The sequence below is a fragment of the Escherichia sp. MOD1-EC5433 genome (genome assembly GCF_002966005.1).
Lineage (GTDB): Bacteria > Pseudomonadota > Gammaproteobacteria > Enterobacterales > Enterobacteriaceae > Escherichia > Escherichia ruysiae.
This window is the reverse complement of record NZ_PTRL01000010.1, coordinates 20,265-43,897: the sequence shown is the minus strand read 5'-3', so window position 1 is coordinate 43,897 and position 23,633 is coordinate 20,265. Positions and strand designations below refer to the sequence as shown.

The following is a 23,633-nucleotide window of genomic DNA, read 5'->3' as shown; positions in this document are numbered from 1 at the left end:
CATTGCGCCCTCCTCTTCTCTTCTTCCCCCGACTATCATTTAATCTGGTGTCTCATTGTTTGCCATCTGAAAATTCAATAACATCAAACTGTTTTGAATCTCTTTTTCTTATCATTCAGGTACGAGAGCAGGAATAATGAAAAAGCAAACCCAGCTGTTGAGTGCATTAGCGTTAAGTGTCGGGTTAACTCTCTCGGCGCCGTTTCAGGCCATCGCATCGATTCCCGGCCAGGTTGCCGGTCAAGCGCCTCTGCCCAGTCTGGCGCCGATGCTGGAAAAAGTGCTTCCCGCAGTGGTCAGTGTTCGAGTCGAAGGAACCGCCAGCCAGGAGCAGAAAATTCCGGAAGAATTCAAAAAGTTTTTTGGTGATGATTTACCGGATCAGCCTGCGCAACCTTTCGAAGGTTTAGGTTCCGGCGTCATAATCAATGCCAATAAAGGTTATGTGCTGACCAACAATCACGTCATTAATCAGGCACAGAAAATCAGTATTCAACTCAATGACGGGCGTGAGTTTGATGCAAAGCTGATTGGCGGTGATGACCAGAGCGATATCGCCCTGTTGCAAATTCAGAATCCAGGCAAATTAACGCAAATTGCCATTGCCGACTCCGATAAACTGCGCGTCGGTGATTTTGCCGTCGCTGTCGGCAACCCGTTTGGTCTTGGGCAAACCGCCACCTCCGGGATTGTTTCCGCATTAGGCCGCAGTGGGTTAAATCTCGAAGGTCTGGAAAACTTTATTCAGACCGATGCCTCTATTAACCGTGGTAACTCCGGCGGTGCGCTGTTAAACCTTAACGGTGAATTAATTGGCATCAACACCGCAATCCTTGCCCCGGGCGGCGGTAGCGTAGGAATTGGTTTTGCCATTCCGAGTAATATGGCGCGAACCCTGGCGCAGCAACTTATTGATTTTGGTGAAATCAAACGCGGCCTGTTAGGCATTAAAGGCACCGAAATGAGTGCCGATATCGCCAAAGCATTTAATTTGGACGTTCAGCGCGGCGCGTTTGTCAGCGAAGTGCTGCCAGGTTCTGGCTCGGCGAAAGCAGGCGTGAAAGCGGGCGATATTATTACCAGTCTCAACGGTAAACCACTCAATAGCTTTGCTGAGTTGCGTTCTCGTATCGCGACCACCGAGCCAGGCACGAAAGTGAAACTTGGCCTGCTGCGTAACGGCAAACCACTGGAAGTAGAAGTGACACTCGATACCAGCACCTCATCGTCAGCCAGTGCCGAGATGATCACACCTGCGCTGGAAGGCGCGACGTTGAGCGATGGTCAGCTAAAAGATGGCGGCAAAGGTATTAAGATCGATGAGGTTGTCAAAGGAAGCCCCGCCGCTCAGGCTGGCTTGCAAAAAGACGATGTGATCATTGGCGTCAACCGCGATCGGGTGAATTCGATCGCTGAAATGCGCAAAGTGCTGGCGACAAAACCGTCCATCATCGCCCTGCAGATCGTACGTGGCAATGAGAGCATTTACCTGCTAATGCGTTAATGTCGTAAACCGGGCATCAGGCTGACGTGTGATGTCCGGTTAACTCGTGGTATGCTGCTGCCGTTCCCTTTTTTAATGACGCCTCCATCATGTTTGTGAAGCTCTTACGTTCCGTTGCGATTGGATTAATTGTCGGCGCTATTCTGCTGGTTGCCATGCCTTCGCTGCGCAGCATTAACCCGCTTTCCACACCGCAATTCGACAGTACCGATGAGACGCCTGCCAGCTATAATCTGGCGGTTCGCCGCGCCGCGCCAGCGGTAGTCAACGTTTATAACCGTGGTTTGAATACCTCCTCACACAACCAGCTTGAGATCCGTACACTGGGATCTGGCGTGATCATGGATCAACGCGGTTATATCATCACCAATAAACACGTGATCAACGACGCCGATCAGATCATCGTCGCCTTACAGGATGGTCGTGTTTTTGAAGCATTACTGGTGGGATCTGACTCTCTAACCGATCTGGCGGTGCTTAAAATTAATGCCACTGGCGGTTTACCCACTATTCCAATCAATTCACGACGCGTACCGCACATTGGCGATGTGGTGCTGGCGATCGGTAACCCATACAACCTCGGGCAGACCATTACCCAAGGCATTATCAGTGCCACGGGTCGAATCGGCCTGAACCCGACCGGGCGGCAAAACTTCCTGCAAACCGATGCTTCCATTAACCATGGTAACTCTGGTGGCGCGCTGGTTAACTCGCTAGGTGAGCTTATGGGCATTAACACGCTGTCGTTTGATAAGAGTAACGATGGCGAAACGCCGGAAGGTATCGGCTTTGCGATTCCTTTCCAGTTAGCAACCAAAATTATGGATAAGCTGATCCGCGATGGTCGCGTGATCCGTGGCTACATTGGCATTGGTGGACGAGAGATCGCACCTTTGCACGCGCAGGGCGGCGGCATCGATCAACTGCAAGGGATCGTGGTTAATGAAGTGTCACCTGACGGCCCGGCGGCGAATGCGGGTATTCAGGTCAACGATTTGATTATTTCAGTGGATAACAAACCGGCCATCTCTGCTCTGGAGACGATGGATCAGGTGGCGGAAATCCGACCAGGCTCGGTGATCCCGGTTGTAGTGATGCGTGATGATAAACAGTTAACGTTGCAGGTCACCATTCAGGAATATCCGGCGACCAATTAAGGCCAGCGTGAAAGACAAAAAACCGGAGACGTTGCTCCGGTTTTTTTTATTATCCGCTAATCAATTACTTATTAACGAACTCTTCGCCCAGGGCGATATCTTTCTTCAGCGTATCCAGCATACCTTCCAGCGCGTTCTGTTCAAATGCGCTCAGGGTGCCGATAGATTTACGCTCTTCCACACCATTTTTACCCAGCAGCAGCGGTTGAGAGAAGAAACGTGCGTACTGACCGTCGCCTTCAACGTAGGCACATTCTACAACGCCTTGTTCACCCTGCAGTGCGCGAACCAGAGACAGACCAAAACGTGCAGCTGCCTGACCCATAGACAAGGTTGCAGACCCGCCACCGGCTTTCGCTTCAACCACTTCAGTACCCGCGTTCTGGATACGTTTGGTCAAATCAGCCACTTCTTGTTCGGTGAAGCTGACGCCAGGAACCTGTGACAGCAGCGGCAGAATGGTAACACCAGAGTGACCGCCAATAACCGGCACTTCAACTTCGCCCGGCTGTTTGCCTTTCAGTTCCGCAACAAAGGTGTTGGAACGAATGATATCCAGCGTGGTAACGCCGAACAGTTTGTTTTTGTCATAAACACCGGCTTTTTTCAGCACTTCTGCAGCGATAGCCACAGTGGTGTTCACTGGGTTAGTGATAATACCAATGCATGCTTTCGGGCAGGTTTTCGCAACTTGCTGTACCAGGTTTTTCACGATACCGGCGTTAACGTTAAACAGGTCGGAACGATCCATACCCGGTTTACGCGCAACACCTGCAGAAATAAGAACGACATCTGCGCCTTCCAGAGCAGGGGTCGCATCTTCACCAGAAAAACCTTTGATTTTCACAGCAGTAGGGATATGGCTCAGGTCGACGGCCACACCGGGAGTGACTGGAGCGATATCATACAGGGAGAGTTCTGAACCTGAAGGCAGTTGGGTTTTTAACAGTAGTGCAAGCGCCTGGCCGATACCACCAGCAGCGCCGAGGACTGCGACTTTCATCCTAAACTCCTTATTATATTGATAAACTAAGATATGTTGCTCCGCTGCCGCGACCTTAATCCACAAATTCCCTGTTTACAATGACCACTTCTCAAGAATGTGTAGTCACGCAAATTTGGCGTTTATGCATTTAATTGACGTAATCAGGGAGCTAACTTACGTAATTAACAGTCGCTTATGCGTTAGAGCAACATTCCAACAGGTGGTGACAATATACCCTACCGTTCAGCCAAAACAACATCATTTTGATAACAATTAATTTACTTTTAAGCGAAATTTACATGCCGTGACGCAGGCATGTTTCTCAATAACGAAATTTGATAAAATCCCGCTCTTTCATAACATTATTTCAGCCTTCTCCAGGGCAGACTGTTTGCATAAAAATTCATCTGTATGCACAATAATGTTGTATCAACCACCATATTGGGTGACTTATGCGAAGCTCGGCTAAGCAAGAAGAATTAGTTAAAGCGTTTAAAGCGTTACTTAAAGAAGAGAAATTTAGCTCCCAGGGCGAAATCGTCGCCGCATTGCAGGAGCAAGGCTTTGACAATATTAACCAGTCTAAAGTCTCGCGGATGTTAACCAAGTTTGGGGCTGTACGAACCCGCAATGCCAAGATGGAAATGGTTTACTGCCTGCCAGCTGAACTGGGCGTACCAACCACCTCCAGTCCGCTGAAAAATCTGGTGCTGGATATCGACTACAACGATGCTGTTGTGGTGATTCATACCAGCCCTGGCGCGGCACAATTAATTGCGCGTCTGCTGGACTCTCTGGGCAAAGCAGAAGGTATTCTTGGCACTATTGCCGGTGATGACACCATCTTTACCACCCCTGCCAAAGGTTTTACCGTCAAAGACCTGTACGAAGCGATTTTAGAGCTGTTCGACCAGGAGCTTTAATCTCTACCCCGCCGCTTCTGGCGGCGGGAAAAATGCTGCGTTCTCCTCTCATCTCCCTGCTTTCCCCTGCCATCTACTTAACGAATAGTGCGCTTTGCTGCGACAAAACATTCACATCTTGAATGCATAGGGTAATAATCGCACATTATGCAAAACACTATATCGTATTGAAATTAATGATATTTATCATGGTGCGCTATGTTTTTAATTCCACTTTGTTATAAAAATTAATATTTTTAACACTTTAAACCCAATACAAACGGTTAGCGTGGTATTAATTAGCTAGATAATTAGTGTATACTTGATTTTGTGATATGGGTCACGAAACAAAGACCCAGTTAAAAGATTATGTCGAGGTAAAAATCATGAAAATCAAAACCACTGTTGCTGCATTAAGCGTACTTTCTGTTCTCTCTTTCGGTGCGTTCGCTGCCGATTCCATTAATGCTGCACAAGCGCAAAACCGTGAAGCTATCGGTACAGTATCCGTCAGTGGGGTGGCGTCTTCACCGATGGATATGCGTGAAATGCTGAATAAAAAAGCGGAAGAAAAAGGCGCAACGGCCTACCAGATTACTGAAGCTCGTAGCGGTGACACCTGGCACGCTACGGCTGAACTGTACAAATAAACCCTCATCGTCTTGTCCGACGATATTGCCCCCGGTTCGGGGGCTTTTTTTGCGCTAATGACGAACATTAAAACGCAAATGCCCTTCCAGCTCTTCCTCTGCCTCATCAAACAGCAATATTAACGCGCCAAAACGGCGACGCGTTTTCTCTCCCAGATGAACAAATTCGATCTCCAGCGGTAGCGGCAGGACATCGTTCATTAACACATCCCATAAAGAGTCGAGATCGCGTACCTTATCTTTCGCCAGGCCAAAGGTTTGGCTAAAGTCGCGATAAAAATCCTCCTGACTCTCAATCTCATCAAAATCAAAGGTATAGATATTCATCTGTTGCCACCGTCACGTTTCGCGGCGAGTTCTGCCGTTCATCGCTAAGTATAGACATGAAAAAACCGACGCTTTTGGCGTCGGTTTTAACTTAACTATCGGTCAGCGCGTGCTGGTATTTATGCAGCATACCGGTAAGCCGATGCACCGGTTCCGTCACCTGCGGTGGCGCTTGCCAGATGCGTAGCTTTTCCTGATAGATTTCCAGTTCTTCCAGCAACTGCCCAAAGTACCGACGACGTTTATCATCGCTACGGGCAGATATCACATGGTCAGCTGTGCGGCGCATTTGTCGGTGAAACGCCGATAAATCCTCGTTAACCGGGATCGGCGCATCACGCAGGCGCTGGTGCGCGATAATCATCGTCAGCGCCAGGCGAAATTTCGGCAAATCTCCGGGAAATTTATTCATCAGCAAAAACAACTGCTGATAAAGTGCCGGAAGATGGTTCTCTTTACGTCGCGCGACATTGGTGGTCATCGCGGAAACGGCAGCAGAAACAAATTGATTAAGCAATACGCGTCCGGTTCTGTCGCGCGATTTATCCCGCACCAGCAAAATAACGATGAACGCGAGCACACAGCCGACGATTTGCCCTAATGCGCTGTCGAGAAACTGGCTGAAATGGAACGTCATCGGGTTATCCAGCACGATAATATTGATGGTGCTGGCCAGCGCCCCCATTGAGCCTAGTCGCCGTTTCTGTACCTCAATGCCGAGGAAGAATCCCAGCACTGCAAGGCTAATACACAGCAGCAACATACTCTGTTGGGTATTAGGGATAATCACCAAAAAGTAGAGCAGCCCTAACGGCAGCGCCGCCAGCGTCCCGTAGATAAAGTCGATCGCCACCATACGTGGATTCGGCAAACGCATTGCCAGTGACGTCACTACCGCAATCATCACCATTGCGCCACTGCCGGAAGTCCACCCCGTCCACAGCCAGAAAAGCGTGCCCAGAATGCAGGAAAGTGTGGTTCGCCAGAAGTTTACCATCGCATGATGACGTTCGGCTGACTCTACTTTTACTTCCGGCTCGCCTTGCAGGATCTCTTCTTCGGTCTTGTTGATTTTTGTGTTACTGATAACGCCGCGTTTGAGCAATTGATAACGCGTTGCTGCCGCGACCCAGCTATAAATGGTGACAGGTGTTTCACGTTCCCCGGTCCAGGCAATAACTCTCCGCAGGCGTTTTAACTGCTTGTGAACGTCCTGCGCGGTTTCTACCGGCGTGTCAAAAAATTCGCGGAAAGTATCAGTGATCAATTCCGGGCGCGAATTCTGAATCAAATAGGTTTCGCAGGACTGGGTAATCAGTGTCAGCGATAGCGTATTGATCGCTTTTAAACGTCGATTGGCTCGCGCCCAGCGGGAAGATTCCATATTCAGGTTGCTGCGCATACCTTGTAGCGCCGTGGTGCGTCGAACCAGGTCGCCCCAGGCTTTATCGACAACTTCACCATCGCCATGCTTGATACAGAGTTGCATTAATTGATATTGCGCGACCAGCAAACTTTCCAGCTCTCGATCCACTTCTTGTTTGATCGATCGCGGAGAAAAGAGCAGATCCGCCATAATCGCACACACAATACCAATAACGATCTCACTACAACGTTCGACGGCAAACTGCGGCGTAAGCAGCGGTTCCGGCTGAATAGTGATCACAATGATCAGCGCGGTATAACCAGCCAGTCCCCACGCATAGGAGTTTTCTATTCGTACCAGTGAAGAAATCCAGGTACAAAAACCAGCCCAGATACAGCACACCAGAATCATCAGCAAGGGGGCGCGGATCATCGCAATAATGATCACCAGCCCGGCAATACAACCAATAAATGTGCCGATGATACGTAAAAAGCCACGATAGCGAATAGCGCCAGAATACGGTTCGCCACCGGCAGCAAAGGCCGGACCGGCGGCAACAATCGCCGCTGTCAGTACCGCCCAACGTGGCGTTTCCAGCTGAAAGTGAAAGCCAACAAACAGCGCCAGCACAATGGCGGTCGCCAGTTTTACCGCGAAGCGAATATGTTGGTTAGCAATGGAGAAAATACCCATCGTGATTAACCAAACTCACGCAGGCGATGAGCCATTTTACGGAAGAACGAATCCTGGCTTTCGTCACGATCCTGTTTGCCAGTGACCACCACCGTAGCGGTGGTGCCCGCAGGCCAGATGTTCTCTTGCTGGTTGTCGAGACGAATACGTACCGGAACACGTTGCGCCAGACGCACCCACTCCAGGTTAGAGTCGATAGTCGCCATTCCTTTGTCATCGCGCGTACTGCTGGCGTTGGTGACCCCGGCAGCGACGCTATCAACCGTACCTTTCAGAACTTTGTTGCTGCCAAGCGGCGTGATCTCTGCGCGATACCCAGGGCGTACGCCTTCCAGCTTGGTTTCTTCCATATAGGCCAGCACATAGAAGGAGTTCTGTTTCACCAGCGCAACCGCCGTTGAGCCACGGGTAATAAACTCACCGGTATAGACGTTGAGATTGGTCACCCAACCATCTGCTGGCGCGCGGATCACCGTGCGTTCAAGATCCAGTTTTGCCAGATCGCGGGTCGCCTGCGCTTTCGCTAATTGATGCAGAACCGTTTGTAGTACGTTGTTGGCCTGGTCTATCTCTTCGCGAGACATCGCCTGTATGCCGAGACGGTTACGACGTCCGGCCTCCTGGCGTTTTTCCTGTGCCAGCACCTGATAATAAGCAACATCGGCTTGCGCTTCCTCGAGCGCCTTTTGATAGCGCGGCTGGTCGATGGTGAACAGTACCTGTCCTTTTTTCACCAGCTGGTTATCATGAACATTCACCTGAGTAATGAGTCCGGATACGTCCGGCGCGATCGCAACGACGTCGGCGCTAAAGCGTGCGTCACGCGTCCACGGGGATTCGGTGTAATAGACCCAGGCATTAAAAATTGCGATGAAGGCCAGAATGACTAATACGACCGTGATGGCCGTACGGGAGAATTTTCTTATTAGTGTTTTCACTTCAACCTCAAACGAACAGTCGCGATATCAAATAAAACAAGCAGCAATAGAGCGCGGTGTTGAACAACGCCGGATGCCAGACAAAGTCGTAGATACCTGTTGGCACAAGTACCCGGCGCACCAGCCAGAAAATCGCCAGTGATAAAAGCAATTCGAAAAATATCGGTGGGAAGGACAGCCCAAACACCACGATAACGGGAAACAGACTCATGTTGACCTTGGTTGTATAGAGAGAGCAGGCGTTATTATTTTCAGCATCTGTCGCCGCAGAGAAGGGCATGGAAAGCCGGGCGAGAGCAACATTGCTGTAGATTGATATTTAATATATTAACGTAACTGTTATGCTGTTATCTATATTATGTGATCTAAATCACTTTTAAGTCAGAGTGAATAATGGAACGACTAAAACGCATGTCGGTGTTTGCCAAAGTAGTTGAATTTGGCTCTTTTACCGCCGCCGCCAGACAGCTACAGATGAGCGTTTCGTCCATCAGTCAGACGGTGTCAAAACTGGAAGATGAGTTGCAGGTAAAGCTGCTAAACCGCAGCACACGCAGCATTGGTCTGACCGAGGCCGGTAGAATTTACTACCAGGGCTGCCGTCGGATGCTCCATGAAGTGCAGGATGTCCATGAACAACTGTATGCCTTCAATAACACGCCCATCGGGACGCTGCGCATTGGCTGTTCTTCAACTATGGCACAAAATGTTCTCGCCGGGCTGACAGCAAAAATGCTGAAAGAGTACCCAGGTCTGAGCGTGAATCTGGTTACCGGTATACCTGCGCCCGACCTGATCGCTGATGGTCTGGATGTGGTGATCCGCGTCGGCGCTTTACAGGATTCCAGCCTGTTTTCCCGCCGTCTGGGCGCGATGCCAATGGTAGTGTGCGCCGCTAAAAGCTATCTCATACAATACGGCATACCGGAAAAACCCGCCGATTTAAGTAGCCATTCATGGCTGGAATACAGCGTGCGCCCGGACAATGAATTTGAACTGATTGCCCCGGAAGGGATCTCAACACGACTGATCCCGCAAGGACGGTTTGTCACAAATGATCCGATGACGCTGGTGCGCTGGCTGACGGCAGGCGCCGGCATCGCCTACGTGCCGCTGATGTGGGTGATCAACGAGATCAATCGCGGGGAACTGGAGATCTTGCTGCCGCGTTACCAGTCAGATCCACGCCCGGTTTATGCGTTGTATACCGAAAAAGATAAGCTGCCACTGAAGGTGCAGGTCGTGATCAACTCACTGACGGATTATTTTGTTGAGGTCGGTAAGCTATTTCAGGAGATGCACGGGCGCGGGAAAGAGAAGTAATTTATGTGCGTAAGTCGGTAAGCACTGCATCCGGCAACCAATGCCTGATGCGACGCTTACCGGCCTGGATAGATTACGCAGTACCGCCAACGGTCAGGTTATCGACTTTAAGCGTCGGCTGGCCCACGCCAACCGGCAAACTCTGCCCTTCTTTACCGCAGACACCCACGCCGTTATCCAGTTTCAGGTCGTTGCCCACCATCGAAATCTGCTGCATGGTTTCGATTCCGGAACCAATCAACGTTGCGCCTTTCACCGGCTTCGTTACTTTACCGTTTTCAATCAGATACGCTTCTGAGGTGGAGAAGACAAATTTACCGGAGGTGATATCTACCTGACCGCCACCGAAGTTCGGCGCATAGATGCCATACTCAACGGATTCAATAATTTCCTGCGGGGTAGATTTACCCGGCAGCATGTAGGTATTGGTCATACGCGGCATTGGCAGGTGAGCGTAGGATTCACGGCGACCATTGCCGGTCGGCTTCATGCCCATTAAGCGCGCGTTGAGTTTATCCTGCATGTAACCTTTCAGGATGCCGTTCTCAATCAGCACGTTGTACTGTCCTGGCGTACCTTCGTCATCAATCGCCACCGAACCACGGCGATCAACCATCGTGCCGTCATCAACCACTGTACACAGTTCAGAAGCCACCAGCTCCCCGACCTGTCCACTAAAGACCGAAGTACCACGGCGGTTGAAGTCGCCTTCCAGGCCATGACCGACCGCTTCATGCAACAGCACGCCAGGCCAGCCAGCGCCGAGAACCACCGGCATGGTGCCCGCAGGTGCGGCAACAGCAGAAAGATTGACCAGCGCCATACGCACGGCTTCTTTTGCCCATGCATCCGCACGGACTTCGCCGTCGAGATCGGCAAGGAAGAACTCATAACCAAAACGACCGCCGCCGCCACTGGCGCCGCGTTCGCGTTTACCATCTTCTTCGACCAGAACGCTCACAGAAAGACGCACCAGAGGGCGCACATCTGCCGCCAGGGTGCCGTCAGTCGCCGCAACCAGAATTAATTCATAGACGCCACTGAGGCTGGCAGTCACTTCCTGTACGCGTTTGTCCGCTTCGCGAGCAACCTTATCGACACGACGCAGGATATCCAGCTTCTCTTCACGGCTCATGCTTTGCAGCGGGTCGACCGAGGTATACAGCGGGCTATGCTCTACCACACCCAGCGTCTGTACTTTGCCATCGCCGTTGTCACGCACAATGGTACGCGCCGCTTGCGCACTCTGTTCCAGCGCCAGCAGGCTGATTTGGTCAGCGTAAGCAAATCCGGTTTTTTCACCGCTGATTGCACGCACGCCAACGCCCTGATCGATGTTGTAAGAACCATCTTTAATAATGCGGTCTTCTAAAACCCAGGATTCGTGATAGCTCGACTGAAAATAGAGATCGCCATAATCAAGGCGACGTTCGGTCAGTTGACCGAGGATCGCGAACAAGTCCTGATGTTTCAGGCCGTTCGCCGCTAGCAATTGTTCACTTACCAGGTTCAGACTCATCGTTTTTGCTACTCGTTAGTTACTGCGGTAGAGGATTTTTTACGGCTGCCGGACGCGGCGTGAACACCTTATCCGACCTACGGTTATTTCCGGTTTGTAGGCCTGATAAGACGCACTGCATCGCATCAGGCAACGGCTGCCGGATGCGGCGTGAACGCCTTATCCGGCCTACGGTTATGTTCCGGCTCGTTGGCCGTATGGCAACGATTATCTTATGAGATTGGGGCAATTACGCGCCCTCGTCAAATCATTGCGCTTTTTCTTTACGCGGTTGGCGCAACACTTCGTTGATTTGCGGATCGTCCAGCGGACCCGAAATGTGATAGCGCAAAATGGAAACTTTGCTCCACAGCGGCCCCAGCACTTTACTGGCGGCAAACACCGCCGCGCCGACAATGGGGTTAACCGCAAAGGCTGCAGCTACGCCGACCGTCGCAGAAATCTCTGGTGCGACAACCGCTTCCATATTCAGATCGCGACGCACCAGATTCACCGACCCTTTCATGGCGATATCCGCTTCCAGGCCATCCACCAGCGTGTCATCGGTGTGCATAACGCCGTCTTTAATCCACGCGGTGCTGCGAATGGAGTCAAAATAGAACCCTTCGCCAAAGGTATCCCTGAAATCAAAACGCAGCTTACGCATCAGGGCATCAACGCTCAATAAGCGCAGCAATTGCCCGGCATGTCCGGTGCTAATTTCGGTAATTTCGCCTTTGCCCAGTTGAGTATGAATGATGCCATTCAATGTCGCTTCATCTGGCTGCCACGGTGCTTTACGCCAGTGTAAATCGTAATCCACATTAAATGACGACTGGCGTATTGGCGTCGTGACACCAAAAAATTCTGCGGCGGCATCAATTTTCTGTCCGCGCAGTTTTCCTTTCAGCGAGGTGCGTTCATTCCCCGGATTGTTAACCCATTCACCATCGGCAGTGAGTCGCGAGAAACCGGTATCAATCAGTCCATTGGTCAGCGTTAACGTATCGCCGGAAATGGTGATATCGCTGTCGATGCGACCGAATTTTTGCCCCCAGAACCAGCACTCTGCGCAACGTATTTGCGCGTCCGGCCAGCCACGGAAGCTGATGCGCTCCGTGGTCGGGAAAGGTGATGAACTCATTGATTTACCACCTGTTTTCGCTACGTTCGGGTTGTAATAGAGATATTTAATATTCGCCAGCCACGGCGCGTTATTACGCATCGCCAGCGTAGCGTTGATTTCACGCCCTTGCGCCTCAACCTGCGTACCGTTTGCCATCGGTTGCGAGACGATGCTCAGGTTATTCCACTGCTGATTCCCCAATGACAACGCCGGTGTACGTAACGTAATGTGCTGAGGGAAACTCGCCGCGCTACCAACTTTTTCCGTCGCGCCTTTCTGGAATAGCGCCAGCCATTCGGCGCCGTCCATTGGCGGCATATTTAACTCAACACCACTCTGTTCCGGTAACGGGGGAAGCGTTTTGCTGTCTGCCGCCCAGATAGCGCGCTCAAGCGTCAACTTTTGACCGAGCAACCAGCGGCTATTGAAATGGTTCTTCGTGCCAGCCTGCCCGGTTAATTCAAAGCTGTTGAGATTGCCATCAACCTTAATGTTAACCGGTAGCGGTTCGCCCGCAGGTTTGGCTAACGGTGAGGGTAAGTGACTACTCACATTCTTCAGATCGCCGTTCAGCTCTACGTTATAGGTCGCGCCAGCATGATAAGGCAGCTCAATACCCACTTTTCCATCCCACGCCACGCTGCCGCTTAACGCTTCGTTCACCGCTTCAGGCAGAACGCCGGTTTTCGCCGGTTGCCAGTTGCCGTTGAGATTCACCGCAACCTGGTAGGCTTTCGCCCCTTCTTTGGTGGAAAAATCCACGTTCAGTGGCTGGTTAAACCAGCTTGCTGTCAGTGGTTCACTTTGCAGATCACCATTGATAAAGCTGAATTTTCCGCTCAAATTTTTCAGAGTGCTGTCGAGGGGTTTGATAAACAGACTGTTGTTGCGCAGCGTCACTTCACCTTTCGCTGTAACCAGTTCGCCGTTCAGCGGGATATCGAGATGTAAGCGAGCATTCACATCGCCGTCGAGCTGGAGTTCTTGGAGGGTCGCTCCCAGCGAGTCCTTCAGCGGCGTCTCATCAAAGTAAGGACCAACGGCTTTACCCGGACCTTTAATGTCAGCGTCAATCAGCAACTTTTCTTTCGAGTAGTCAGGGATCACCGCAGTGAGGTTACTGGCGCGCACACCGCCCAGATTAACACCATCGGTTTTCATCCATAAACCGTCGTTAATAAAGTCCAGTTCAATATCGAGATTAGTCAACGCTGGCCAATCTGGCTGGAAAGCAAACTTCGCGTTACGCAGCGGCACCAGCACTTCAAACTGACCTTCGTTGTGTTTGTAAGGGAAAAGATGTGGATTGCCGCCATAAACCAGGGTTGCGTTATCCGCTTCACCGCCCTGAATTGCGCCACTTAGATAATCGACTAACTCTTTCCCCATCAGGTTTTCCGGGAAATAGCGCCAGGCTTGTGAACCATCATCGGTACTAATGCCAGCCAGAATCCCCAGCCAGGGTTCATCGTTAGCAGGTTGCAGGTAACGAAAACCGCCGCGCGCATGGACGGCTTTAGCTTTGACGTCGATGTTACGACCATCCAGCTGGAAACCTTTGTCATTATTCAACCAGCTTATAGTTGCCTGACCGTCGGCAATTTCCAGCGGTGCGCGAAATACCGTTTCGTAAGGCATTTTCGCCTGCTTCATGGAAGCCGTCAGCAAACCATTTTCTACGCTACCGGAAAGCGTCCCGGAGAAGTGCTCCGCGCCTGGCAGTAATTTCCATTGCTTCCAGGCCAGATCGCTCCACGATGCCTGAAAGCGGGTCTTTTCGGCTGCCTGGAGCGGGATATCCAGCGCCAGCGTGTTGATCTTGCCGCTCGGCTGCGTGGAGCGCCAGATGTCACCCAGGGCAGGTGAAAGTTTCGCGGCCAGTGGGCGTATGCCTTCCAGCCCCGCCAGCTCCAGATTGCTGGCGCGAATCCGTAGTTCGTCACTGCGTTTATTGTTTTTGCCGCCAACGTCCTGTTCCGGTATCCAGGCCAGCGTCAAAGCTCCACTCGGCCAGGGTTTGCCGTCCATGGTGATCCGCGTATCAGGAATGGAAAACTGCCAGCCCGAATGTTCGCGCGTTATGTGCGCGGTCAGATTATCCACCGACAGCGAATGCGTTTTTTTCTCGCCCAGCCAGCTTGCACCGCCCTGTTTCAGCCAGACATCGCCGCCGATCACATCGCCTTTGTCGATCGTCATCCAGCCTTCAAGGGAGAACTGTGCCGTTTCCAGCGCAATATTGTCCTGCATCCATTTACCGAGCCACGGCTTCAGGTCAATGTCATTAGCCTGGAGCCAGACGCGACCATTGCTTAACAGTCCCTCGTCATCACGCAGATCCATGCGCACCTGCATCACGCCGTGTTGTCCGGTCAGACTGGAGAGACTTACCTGACCTTCCGCGCGGTGTCTACGTGGATCGTTAAGCCAGGTGAGTTGCGGGATCGCCAGTTCAGCGCGCTGACCGGATGGTGTCAGGAAGCTGATTTCGCTATCGCGGAGATCGAAGTGATCGAACTGACGAAGAAACAGATCGCTGATGTGGCTGGCTTCCAGGCTATCATTACTACCGCCACTGGTGATGGGGGTATTGGTGCGAAAGCGCAGTTGCCAGAAAGTGAGGTCGCGAAACTGCCAGCGCATATGCAGCAGGCTCTGCCAGACATCCAGCGCCAGGGTGACGCGTTTAACCGAAAATTCACCGCCATCTTTCAACTCAGCGCGGATGTCGTGCGCTTCGAGTGTTGGGCCAAAATTTTGCCAACTGGCGGAGAGCTGACTGGCTGCCACCGGCATACCCGTCGCGGATTCAATTTTGTTAAGGATTTCCGGGCGCCAGGCGTCGAGGTGCGGTAAAGCAATACGCAGGCCGCTGACCAGCAGCGCAGCGATCACAACGAGCGCGGCTCCAGTAAGCAGTAAAATCCCCGGCAATCGCCTCACCCGTCACTCCTTGTCTGCTAAAAATGTGACTCAAAAACCCTTTGCCGGATGGCGGCCCAGCATTTGTTTACATCATTACGACGTCAAACTGCTCCTGGTTGTAGAGCGGTTCGATTTGTACTTTAACCTGCTTGCCTACAAAAATTTCCACTTCCGCCAGCGAGTGAGATTCTTCGCCTTTCAAGGCTTCCGCTACTGCCGGAGAAGCATAGACCAGGAAACGGTCAGAGTCGTAAGCATGGTGCACGCGAACGATCTCGCGCATGATTTCATAGCATACCGTTTCCACGGTTTTTACCGTTCCGCGACCGTGGCAGGTAGGGCATTCATTACACAGTACGTGCTCAATGCTTTCGCGGGTGCGTTTACGCGTCATTTCCACCAACCCCAGAGCAGAAAAACCGTTAACGCTGGTTTTCACCCGGTCTTTACTCAACGCCTGTTCCAGCGAATGCAATACGCGGCGACGGTGATCTTCATTATTCATGTCGATGAAATCAATAATGATAATCCCGCCCAGGTTACGCAACCGTAACTGGCGAGCGATAGCCTGCGTCGCTTCAATATTGGTATTGAAGATGGTGTCGTCCAGATTGCGATGACCGACAAACGCCCCGGTATTGATGTCCACAGTGGTCATCGCTTCGGTCTGGTCGATAATCAGATAGCCGCCGGATTTCAGTTCTACTTTGCGTTCCAGCGCCCGCTGGATTTCGTTTTCGACATCAAAGAGATCGAAAATTGGCTGGCGTCCGGTGTAATGCTCCAGCTTGCTGGTCATCTCAGGAATATATTCCGAGGTGAACTCAAGCAATGCTTCGTAAGTCAGGCGCGAGTCAACGCGAATACGATCCAGCTCAGCGTCGGCGAAATCACGCAGAACACGCTGCGCCAGCGCCAGTTCGCCGTACAGTTGATAACGGGTCTGTGGACGCTTTTTACGCTCCATCACTTTGGTCCAGACACGTTTCAGGTAGGCAGCATCAGAGGCCAGCTCCGCTTCGCCAACCCCTTCCGCCGCAGTACGGATGATAAATCCGCCCTGCTCGTCGCAATACTCTGCGACCACTTTTTTCAGGCGTTCACGTTCAGATTCACTTTCAATGCGTTGGGAAACCCCAACGTGAGATGCACCCGGCATAAACACCAGATAGCGAGATGGCAGCGTGATATCTGTGGTCAGGCGCGCACCTTTAGTGCCAAGCGGGTCTTTCACCACCTGCACCATCAGATCTTGTCCCTGACGCACCAGCTCTGAAATATCGCGCACCGTGAACTGCTTTTGTTCTTCACCCGCCACACATTCGGTGTGCGGCATGATGTCGGATGCATGAAGAAACGCGGCTTTATCCAGCCCAATATCTACAAAAGCCGCCTGCATACCCGGAAGTACACGACTTACACGACCCTTGTAGATATTGCCTACTATTCCGCGTCGCGCCTCACGTTCAATATGAATTTCCTGCAGAATACCGCCATCAATATACGCCACTCGTGTTTCCGAAGGCGTTACGTTTACCAACAATTCAGCCGTCATGTTTATCCCTTTTGTCACGCAGTGCGTTAAAATTACTTAATAATTCATACGTTTCAACCAGCGGTAAGCCGACTACGGCGTGATAGCTGCCATTTATCTTCCTGACAAAACAACCACCCAGCCCCTGAATACCGTATGCACCTGCTTTATCTAACGGTTCACCGCTGGCAACATAGCCCGCGATGTCTTCGTCTGTTAACGTTCTGAACGTCACATCGGTGACCACCAGACAATCGAGAATGTACTGGCTGTCTGCCAGCGCCACCGCCGTCATTACCTGATGAGTCTGTCCCGATAATTTGCGCAACATCTGCGCCGCATGCTCTGCATCGCGCGGTTTCTCTAACACTTCCCCATTCAGGACAACGATGGTATCCGCTCCCAGTACCGGGAGATCCTGCGCAGTATGAGCAACACCTGCTTGCGCTTTCTCACGCGCCAGACGCATAACATACTGCTGCGCGCTCTCCTGCGGATGGCGCTGTTCCTCAATGCCCGTAACAATACGTTCAAAGGTCACGCCAAGTTGCGCAAGTAACTCCTGACGACGCGGAGAACCGGAAGCTAAATACAGAGAAGTCATAGAAACCTTTATTGCACTGCAAACTGCTGACGGATTTTGCGCATCAGCAAGAAAATCCACGGCCAGAGCACACCATTGACTACACTACTCCAGAACACTTCGGGTCTGAAAGAGACGTTGATCACTAAAAACTCTGCCCAGAAAACAATAATATCCACTACCAGCGAAAGCAACATGACGACCAGCGCCTGCTGCCATAATGCCAGGTTGCGGAAAAGCTGGAATTTCAGTGCTACCAGATAAGCAATGATACTCATCGACAACGCCCGGACACCGAGCGTAGAGCCACTGATCAGATCCAGTATGGCACCCATCACAAAACCTGTGCCCACATTTACGCGATGAGGCAAGGCCAGGATCCAATACAATAAGATGAGCAATACCCAGTTTGGCCGGAAAACGATGAGATTATCCGGCCAGGGCATAATTTGTAGTAACAAGGCGATGAGGAAAGAGAGCCAGATAACCCAGCGCCCCTGGCTACGATATCTCGCCACTATTGCCCTCCTGGCGCACGTGCAGGCGGTTGAGCACCACTTTGCGGCGGCGTAGCCCTTTGTGGAGAGCGGTTAGTGGCAGTACCTGTTGCAGGTTGCTGCGGGTCTGGCTGGGTAATTCCCGTTGCCGGTTCCGGAAGTTTTGGTCCCATTGCGTCTGGCGAAGGCAATACCTGCGGCATCATCTGCATCAAACGTTCATTAGCAACGCGATGCACCTCTTCCGGCGTCATGGGATTAGCACCGTTACGATCTGCGCCCCACAGCAGCAGCAGATAACGCAAACGTTGCAGCCCCGCAGTCGGACGCGCCTGGATCACGGTATAAGCGCGCTGGGTATCGAGTTTCACAGAAGAGACGACCGCCACCGGATAACCTTCCGGGAAGCGTCCACCAAGACCAGATGTCACCAATACATCACCAACACGAATATCAGTATTCGCTGGCAGGTGCTCAAGTTGTAAATCATCAGTACAACCGTTACCCGCAGCAATTACGCGGATATCATTACGGAGTACCTGAATTGGCAGTGCATGGGTCGCGTCGCAAATCAGCAGCACGCGGCTGGTCAGTTTGGCGACCGCCACCACCTGGCCAACAACACCTTTGTCGCTGATGACCGGCTGGCCTTCATAAACTCCGTTAACGCTGCCTTTGTCGATAACGACTTGATCGCTATACGGATCGTTAACCGTAGAGATAACCTGGGTCACCATCTTTTGCTCATCCTGGCGCAACGGAGAACCCAGCAGCTCGCGCAGGCGCGCGTTCTCCTGTTTGTATTGTCCAAGCATCAGCAGTTCGCTGTTTTTCAACAGCAATTCCTGACGTAACGCCCGGTTTTCAAGTTCTAGTTGATCACGCGAGGCCAGCGTCTGCGATACGCCATCCAGCAATTCTCGAGGAGCATTGGAAACAAAGTAGAAAGGACTGACGGCGGTATCCATATAGGTACGGATTTGACTAAACATCCCCAGGCGACTGTCGGCAATAATAACGCCGAGCGCCACCAGCACCGCCAGAATAAGGCGAATCTGTAGCGACGGGCCACGGCTAAAAATTGGCTTCATAAGTTATGCGTATTCTCGTATCAGACCAGGCAGGGCAAACAGATGCTTCCCCTGCCTGCATCCGATTACTCTTCGCTGAACAGGTCGCCGCCGTGCATGTCGATCATTTCCAGTGCTTTGCCGCCACCGCGCGCCACACAGGTCAGCGGGTCTTCAGCAACAACAACAGGAATGCCGGTTTCTTCCATTAACAAACGGTCAAGGTTACGCAGCAGCGCACCACCGCCAGTGAGCACCATTCCGCGCTCGGAAATGTCGGAAGCGAGTTCCGGCGGGCACTGCTCCAGCGCAACCATCACCGCGCTAACGATGCCGGTCAGCGGCTCTTGCAGCGCTTCGAGGATTTCGTTGGAATTCAATGTAAAGCCGCGTGGCACGCCTTCTGCCAGGTTACGGCCACGAACTTCAATTTCACGGACTTCATCGCCCGGATAAGCAGAACCGATTTCGTGTTTGATACGTTCTGCAGTCGCTTCACCGATCAGAGAACCGTAGTTACGACGAACGTAGTTGATGATCGCTTCGTCGAAGCGGTCACCGCCGATACGTACAGAAGAGGAGTAAACCACACCGTTCAGGGAGATAACGGCAACTTCAGTAGTACCACCACCGATATCAACCACCATGGAACCGGTTGCTTCAGATACCGGCAAGCCGGCACCGATTGCTGCGGCCATCGGCTCTTCAATCAGGAATACTTCGCGGGCGCCTGCGCCCTGCGCGGATTCACGAATAGCACGGCGCTCAACCTGGGTAGCGCCAACCGGCACACAAACCAGAACTCGCGGGCTTGGACGCATAAAGCTGTTGCTGTGCACTTGTTTGATAAAGTGCTGGAGCATCTTTTCAGTCACGAAGAAATCAGCGATAACGCCATCTTTCATTGGGCGAATGGCAGCAATATTGCCCGGCGTACGGCCCAGCATCTGCTTCGCGTCATGACCTACTGCAGCTACGCTTTTCGGTGAACCGGCACGATCCTGACGAATAGCCACCACAGAAGGCTCATTCAATACGATGCCTTGTCCTTTTACATAAATGAGGGTATTCGCAGTACCCAGGTCAATGGACAAGTCATTGGAAAACATGCCACGAAATTTTTTCAACATACTAAGGGATAATCCTGAAAGCTGGGGCGGAAAAGAAAATCCGCTTACTTTACCAACCACACGCAGCAGCGACAAGGCGCAAAAATCATCTGCTACGGTGAAAATTAGTGCAGTTTGTTTCCTTTGTTACAAATCTCTACCTGAGTCCAGAGAGGCTAAATGCATCAGCATGCATTCCTCGCCTGTTTGCAACTGCGTAAGGTCATTAATCTGCATATGTGCTGCAACAATCTGGCGAACAGACAAGCACGCTCCCGTGAAACGCAGCGCGCGTTATTCTACGTGAAAACGGATCAAACGGCAGGTTAAACCGAGTATCTTTGTGAATATTTTTTCACGTTAGTATCAAGTGGCTGTGAGGACGCAAAAAAATCCCCCTGCCCACCCAAAACCCCACGCTGAATCAGGGTCTGCCACTCGCTTCGCGAACGTACGCCAGTAGCGTAAACCTGGGTGTTGGTCCCGGAACACGCTTCTACCATGCTCTGAACCAACAATTGATTCTCTGTTCGCTTCTCAATGTTTCTTACCAGCCCCGGATGGAGCTTGAGTAATTCGACATTAAGTTCTTTGATCCAACGAGTACTTACCAGCGTCAAACCAGCCTGGTTGACGGCGACCCGAACGCCTAAAGCATTCACCAAACGAATGACAGGTTGCAAGCGACCGATATGTTGACCAACATCAGCCTCTGCAAGTTCAATAATTATGCGTTTTCGCTGTGATTTTTCACACTGCATCAGTGTATCGCGTAGCCAACGCTGGAAACGCGGGCGAATCAACGACTCAACGGTGACCTGAATCGCCAGATTTTCTTGCGGCCAATAGCGTAACAGCGGGATGAGGCGACTGACTTGCAGACGGTCATACTCTTCCGATAAGCCAAACTGCAACACCATCGGCATATATTCCGCCGAACTGACCTCTTCGTTACCATCAAAGATACGACACATCAGTTCGCGGTGATGAACCTGCCCTTCACGGGTAACCGCCGGTTTCTGATAAAGACGCGGGCCGCCGCGACTCAGCATTTGCTCGATGAGCGTACGCCAACGAACGTTACCGCGCCCTTTTTCAGGTAACGAGTCATCGTAAATAGCCCAGCTATTGCCGCCCTGTAATCCTGCATTGCGCGTGGCGGATTCCGCATGTTCCATCACCTGTTCGGTATCCTGCCCGCTACGCCAGGCACAGATGCCGATGTGAATCATATCATCACGATCCAGCATTTTATTCGTCGGTAAGGTATCGACCGCCTTGATCAATTGCCCGGCAATACTCTCCGCCTCTTTTAATGTCCGGTGTGGCAACAGCACGGCGAAATCGCTACGGTGATAACGCGCCAATAGCGCCCCCGGATAACGCATCATAAATGTCGATAACAGATTTGTCAGGGTAAAGAGCTGTTCTTCAACCTGGCTGTGCCCCCAGGTATCGCTCAACATATTGAAATCCGGCAGGCGGATCATCATCACGATCCCGTGAGTCCCCACTTTCTCCTGATCTTCCAGTAACGTTGCTAACTGATTATCGAAAAAGAGTCGGTTATTAAGGCCGGTTTTGATGTCCTGAGCAGCATAGGAGCGAATCAGTGTATCAAGACGACTGTGCTGTTCGCGTGCGTTCTGAATTTCACAAAGCAGCGTATCCAGCGCACTGCTGGTTCTGGGCGGCCATTCATAGATGGTTCCCAACACATTCGAGCCTCGCTCACCATTTAAAATACGTGTGGCGCGGGTTTCCAGCAGTTCTTGCCCGGCAAGTTGCCGCTGTAACCAGCGTACTGCCAGGAAGAGCATAACAATGATAAATCCAATCGCACCGGTGAGCGGTGCGGTGGTCATCAACGAGTGGAAATAGTTGCCCATCGGGTCCTGATAAACCAAACGCAGCGACATCCCCGGATGTTTAATCAACGGTACAGTCAGTTCGCGAAACAGATCGCTGGTTCCCACCGGACGGTAACTACCATTGCGGGACTGGGTATAAACCTGTTTTTTATCGTGCAAAAGATCCACGCGAACGATATCTGCAGACATCATCAGTTCGCTGATTTGTGGCCTCAATGTGCTGAAGTCATTCGACACAAGGTGGGTATCGATCGCCGTCGCCACTGCCTGAACACGATGACTAAACTTATACTGAATGGCGTTGTAGAAACTAAGCGAGCAGCCCAGCAGAGTCACAAAAATTGTTAACCCGGTGAGCAGCGTGACAAAGGCCGAAAATTTCGTCGTTAATCTCATCCTTGTGTTAACTCCGATAGTGAGGACGCGGGCATACTAGCAAATCAGATTTATCTCGCAATTTATTGCGCTTCATCGGCTTTGCTTTTCCATTAGCGAGTATAGTCTTCAGAAATTATTTTCCAATCCATCATGCACATGAGGATCTCTTATGCAGGCGTTACTTTTAGAACAGCAGGACGGTAAAACCCTCGCATCTGTACAGACTCTGGACGCAAGTCGCCTGCCGGAAGGCGATGTGACGGTCGATGTCCAGTGGTCGAGTCTGAATTATAAAGATGCACTGGCGATTACCGGTAAAGGAAAAATCATCCGTAATTTTCCGATGATTCCTGGCATTGACTTCGCCGGAACGGTACGCGCCAGTGAAGATCCTCGTTTTCATGCCGGTCAGGAAGTGTTACTGACGGGTTGGGGCGTCGGTGAAAACCACTGGGGCGGGCTGGCACAACAGGCGCGCGTAAAAGGTGACTGGCTTGTTGCGATGCCGCAAGGTCTGGACGCGCGTAAAGCGATGATTATCGGTACTGCCGGATTTACCGCCATGCTGTGCGTAATGGCACTGAAAGATGCCGGTATTCGTCCGCAGGATGGCGAGATTGTGGTGACGGGTGCCAGCGGCGGCGTCGGCAGTACAGCCGTGGCGCTGTTGCATAAGTTAGGTTATCAGGTCGTTGCTGTATCTGGTCGCGAAAGTACCCATGAGTATCTGAAAAGTTTAGGCGCCAGCCGTATTCTGCCGCGCGATGAGTTTGCTGAATCCCGTCCCCTGGAAAAACAACTCTGGGCAGGCGCAATTGACACCGTTGGTGACAAAGTACTGGCGAAAGTACTGGCACAAATGAACTACGGCGGCTGCGTGGCGGCTTGTGGTCTGGCGGGTGGCTTTGCTCTGCCAACCACGGTAATGCCGTTTATTCTGCGCAACGTCCGTCTGCAAGGAGTGGATTCAGTCATGACGCCACCAGCTCGTCGGGCGCAGGCCTGGCAGCGCCTGGTCGCTGATCTACCGGAATCATTCTATTCACAGGCAGCAAAAGAAATCTCACTGACAGAGGCACCGAAGTTTGCCGAAGCCATTATTAATAACCAAGTGCAGGGGCGCACACTGGTAAAAATAAGTTAAGATTTCGTACAAAATAATTTACATATAACTAACGAATTTTAGCAGCACTTTGA

At 51.6% G+C, this 23,633-nt stretch carries 20 protein-coding genes; 7 read left to right on the top strand and 13 right to left on the bottom strand.

The window, feature by feature from the left end; genetic code table 11:
- Window positions 1-136: 136 nt before the first annotated feature.
- Complete coding sequence (gene degQ, locus C3D30_RS18430) at window positions 137-1,504, top strand: serine endoprotease DegQ (RefSeq protein ID WP_000745038.1); 1,368 nt, start codon at window positions 137-139, stop codon at window positions 1,502-1,504.
- Between the two features lie 89 nt (window positions 1,505-1,593).
- On the top strand, window positions 1,594-2,661 hold the full coding sequence (degS, locus tag C3D30_RS18425) for an outer membrane-stress sensor serine endopeptidase DegS (RefSeq protein ID WP_000497717.1): 1,068 nt from the start codon (window positions 1,594-1,596) through the stop codon (window positions 2,659-2,661).
- A gap of 64 nt (window positions 2,662-2,725) precedes the next feature.
- Here degS and mdh read toward each other — a convergent pair whose 3' ends face one another.
- Window positions 2,726-3,664 (bottom strand): malate dehydrogenase, encoded by a 939-nt coding sequence (mdh, locus tag C3D30_RS18420; protein WP_001295272.1) that lies wholly within the window; start codon window positions 3,662-3,664, stop codon window positions 2,726-2,728.
- A 434-nt stretch (window positions 3,665-4,098) separates the two neighbouring features.
- Between mdh and argR the strand changes: the two genes are divergently transcribed.
- Together argR and yhcN are read left to right on the top strand one after the other, a co-directional pair.
- Window positions 4,099-4,569 (top strand): transcriptional regulator ArgR, encoded by a 471-nt coding sequence (gene argR / locus C3D30_RS18415; protein WP_001257843.1) that lies wholly within the window; start codon window positions 4,099-4,101, stop codon window positions 4,567-4,569.
- Between the two features lie 365 nt (window positions 4,570-4,934).
- The gene (yhcN, locus tag C3D30_RS18410) at window positions 4,935-5,198 is read left to right on the top strand and encodes a peroxide/acid stress response protein YhcN (RefSeq protein ID WP_016159490.1); all 264 of its coding nucleotides are present in this window, start codon (window positions 4,935-4,937) and stop codon (window positions 5,196-5,198) included.
- Between the two features lie 54 nt (window positions 5,199-5,252).
- Here yhcN and C3D30_RS18405 read toward each other — a convergent pair whose 3' ends face one another.
- From C3D30_RS18405 to aaeX, 4 genes are all read right to left on the bottom strand, one after another.
- Window positions 5,253-5,525, bottom strand: coding sequence for a barstar family protein (locus tag C3D30_RS18405; protein ID WP_001029013.1), 273 nt, complete (start codon window positions 5,523-5,525; stop codon window positions 5,253-5,255).
- A gap of 91 nt (window positions 5,526-5,616) precedes the next feature.
- Window positions 5,617-7,584 carry a p-hydroxybenzoic acid efflux pump subunit AaeB gene (gene aaeB, locus C3D30_RS18400; protein WP_105287233.1) on the bottom strand — a complete coding sequence of 656 codons (1,968 nt, stop codon included), beginning with the start codon at window positions 7,582-7,584 and terminating at the stop codon, window positions 5,617-5,619.
- 5 nt (window positions 7,585-7,589) lie between these two features.
- Complete coding sequence (aaeA, locus tag C3D30_RS18395) at window positions 7,590-8,522, bottom strand: p-hydroxybenzoic acid efflux pump subunit AaeA (protein ID WP_000854026.1); 933 nt, start codon at window positions 8,520-8,522, stop codon at window positions 7,590-7,592.
- A gap of 7 nt (window positions 8,523-8,529) precedes the next feature.
- Entirely contained in the window at window positions 8,530-8,733 is a 204-nt protein-coding gene (gene aaeX, locus C3D30_RS18390) for a p-hydroxybenzoic acid efflux pump operon protein AaeX (protein ID WP_000051841.1), read from the bottom strand.
- Window positions 8,734-8,915: 182 nt separating this feature from the next.
- On the opposite strand from aaeX, the gene aaeR reads away from it, so the two are divergent.
- Complete coding sequence (gene aaeR, locus C3D30_RS18385) at window positions 8,916-9,845, top strand: HTH-type transcriptional activator AaeR (RefSeq protein ID WP_021550120.1); 930 nt, start codon at window positions 8,916-8,918, stop codon at window positions 9,843-9,845.
- A 73-nt stretch (window positions 9,846-9,918) separates the two neighbouring features.
- Here aaeR and tldD read toward each other — a convergent pair whose 3' ends face one another.
- The 7 genes from tldD to mreB form a co-directional block, all read right to left on the bottom strand.
- Window positions 9,919-11,364 carry a metalloprotease TldD gene (tldD, locus tag C3D30_RS18380; protein ID WP_105287232.1) on the bottom strand — a complete coding sequence of 482 codons (1,446 nt, stop codon included), beginning with the start codon at window positions 11,362-11,364 and terminating at the stop codon, window positions 9,919-9,921.
- Between the two features lie 247 nt (window positions 11,365-11,611).
- Window positions 11,612-15,412 (bottom strand): AsmA2 domain-containing protein YhdP, encoded by a 3,801-nt coding sequence (yhdP, locus tag C3D30_RS18375; RefSeq protein WP_105287231.1) that lies wholly within the window; start codon window positions 15,410-15,412, stop codon window positions 11,612-11,614.
- 67 nt (window positions 15,413-15,479) lie between these two features.
- A complete protein-coding gene (rng, locus tag C3D30_RS18370) occupies window positions 15,480-16,949 on the bottom strand; it encodes a ribonuclease G (RefSeq protein WP_000123197.1) in 1,470 nt (489 codons plus the stop codon).
- Window positions 16,939-17,532, bottom strand: a complete 594-nt coding sequence (gene yhdE, locus C3D30_RS18365; protein WP_000203083.1) for a nucleoside triphosphate pyrophosphatase YhdE — start codon at window positions 17,530-17,532, stop codon at window positions 16,939-16,941. The genes rng and yhdE overlap by 11 nt, the downstream gene beginning before the upstream one ends.
- 8 nt (window positions 17,533-17,540) lie before the next feature.
- Window positions 17,541-18,029: a rod shape-determining protein MreD gene (mreD, locus tag C3D30_RS18360; protein WP_000135265.1), complete on the bottom strand. Its 489-nt coding sequence runs from the start codon at window positions 18,027-18,029 to the stop codon at window positions 17,541-17,543.
- Complete coding sequence (mreC, locus tag C3D30_RS18355; protein ID WP_000802527.1) at window positions 18,029-19,099, bottom strand: rod shape-determining protein MreC; 1,071 nt, start codon at window positions 19,097-19,099, stop codon at window positions 18,029-18,031. Before mreC ends, mreD begins: the two co-directional genes overlap by 1 nt.
- 65 nt (window positions 19,100-19,164) lie before the next feature.
- Entirely contained in the window at window positions 19,165-20,208 is a 1,044-nt protein-coding gene (gene mreB, locus C3D30_RS18350) for a rod shape-determining protein MreB (protein ID WP_000913396.1), read from the bottom strand.
- A 159-nt stretch (window positions 20,209-20,367) separates the two neighbouring features.
- Here mreB and C3D30_RS18340 point away from each other — a divergent pair, with 159 nt between their 5' ends.
- Entirely contained in the window at window positions 20,368-20,517 is a 150-nt protein-coding gene (locus C3D30_RS18340) for a hypothetical protein (protein WP_016159494.1), read from the top strand.
- Here C3D30_RS18340 and csrD read toward each other — a convergent pair.
- Window positions 20,514-22,454 carry an RNase E specificity factor CsrD gene (gene csrD / locus C3D30_RS18335; RefSeq protein WP_105287230.1) on the bottom strand — a complete coding sequence of 647 codons (1,941 nt, stop codon included), beginning with the start codon at window positions 22,452-22,454 and terminating at the stop codon, window positions 20,514-20,516. The genes C3D30_RS18340 and csrD overlap by 4 nt on opposite strands.
- A gap of 151 nt (window positions 22,455-22,605) precedes the next feature.
- On the opposite strand from csrD, the gene acuI reads away from it, so the two are divergent.
- Window positions 22,606-23,580, top strand: a complete 975-nt coding sequence (gene acuI / locus C3D30_RS18330; RefSeq protein ID WP_105287229.1) for an acrylyl-CoA reductase (NADPH) — start codon at window positions 22,606-22,608, stop codon at window positions 23,578-23,580.
- Window positions 23,581-23,633 lie beyond the last annotated feature (53 nt).

Excerpts from the sequence above, each read along its gene's own strand:
- tldD (WP_105287232.1), bottom strand. The coding sequence starts at position 11,364 with ATGAGTCTGAACCTGGTAAGTGAACAATTGCTAGCGGCGAACGGCCTG.
- aaeX (WP_000051841.1), bottom strand. The coding sequence starts at position 8,733 with ATGAGTCTGTTTCCCGTTATCGTGGTGTTTGGGCTGTCCTTCCCACCG.
- mreB (WP_000913396.1), bottom strand. The coding sequence starts at position 20,208 with ATGTTGAAAAAATTTCGTGGCATGTTTTCCAATGACTTGTCCATTGAC.
- C3D30_RS18405 (WP_001029013.1), bottom strand. The coding sequence starts at position 5,525 with ATGAATATCTATACCTTTGATTTTGATGAGATTGAGAGTCAGGAGGAT.
- csrD (WP_105287230.1), bottom strand. The coding sequence starts at position 22,454 with ATGAGATTAACGACGAAATTTTCGGCCTTTGTCACGCTGCTCACCGGG.
- aaeR (WP_021550120.1), top strand. The coding sequence starts at position 8,916 with ATGGAACGACTAAAACGCATGTCGGTGTTTGCCAAAGTAGTTGAATTT.
- C3D30_RS18340 (WP_016159494.1), top strand. The coding sequence starts at position 20,368 with ATGCATCAGCATGCATTCCTCGCCTGTTTGCAACTGCGTAAGGTCATT.
- yhdE (WP_000203083.1), bottom strand. The coding sequence starts at position 17,532 with ATGACTTCTCTGTATTTAGCTTCCGGTTCTCCGCGTCGTCAGGAGTTA.
- degS (WP_000497717.1), top strand. The coding sequence starts at position 1,594 with ATGTTTGTGAAGCTCTTACGTTCCGTTGCGATTGGATTAATTGTCGGC.
- mdh (WP_001295272.1), bottom strand. The coding sequence starts at position 3,664 with ATGAAAGTCGCAGTCCTCGGCGCTGCTGGTGGTATCGGCCAGGCGCTT.
- argR (WP_001257843.1), top strand. The coding sequence starts at position 4,099 with ATGCGAAGCTCGGCTAAGCAAGAAGAATTAGTTAAAGCGTTTAAAGCG.
- yhcN (WP_016159490.1), top strand. The coding sequence starts at position 4,935 with ATGAAAATCAAAACCACTGTTGCTGCATTAAGCGTACTTTCTGTTCTC.
- mreC (WP_000802527.1), bottom strand. The coding sequence starts at position 19,099 with ATGAAGCCAATTTTTAGCCGTGGCCCGTCGCTACAGATTCGCCTTATT.
- acuI (WP_105287229.1), top strand. The coding sequence starts at position 22,606 with ATGCAGGCGTTACTTTTAGAACAGCAGGACGGTAAAACCCTCGCATCT.
- degQ (WP_000745038.1), top strand. The coding sequence starts at position 137 with ATGAAAAAGCAAACCCAGCTGTTGAGTGCATTAGCGTTAAGTGTCGGG.
- aaeB (WP_105287233.1), bottom strand. The coding sequence starts at position 7,584 with ATGGGTATTTTCTCCATTGCTAACCAACATATTCGCTTCGCGGTAAAA.
- rng (WP_000123197.1), bottom strand. The coding sequence starts at position 16,949 with ATGACGGCTGAATTGTTGGTAAACGTAACGCCTTCGGAAACACGAGTG.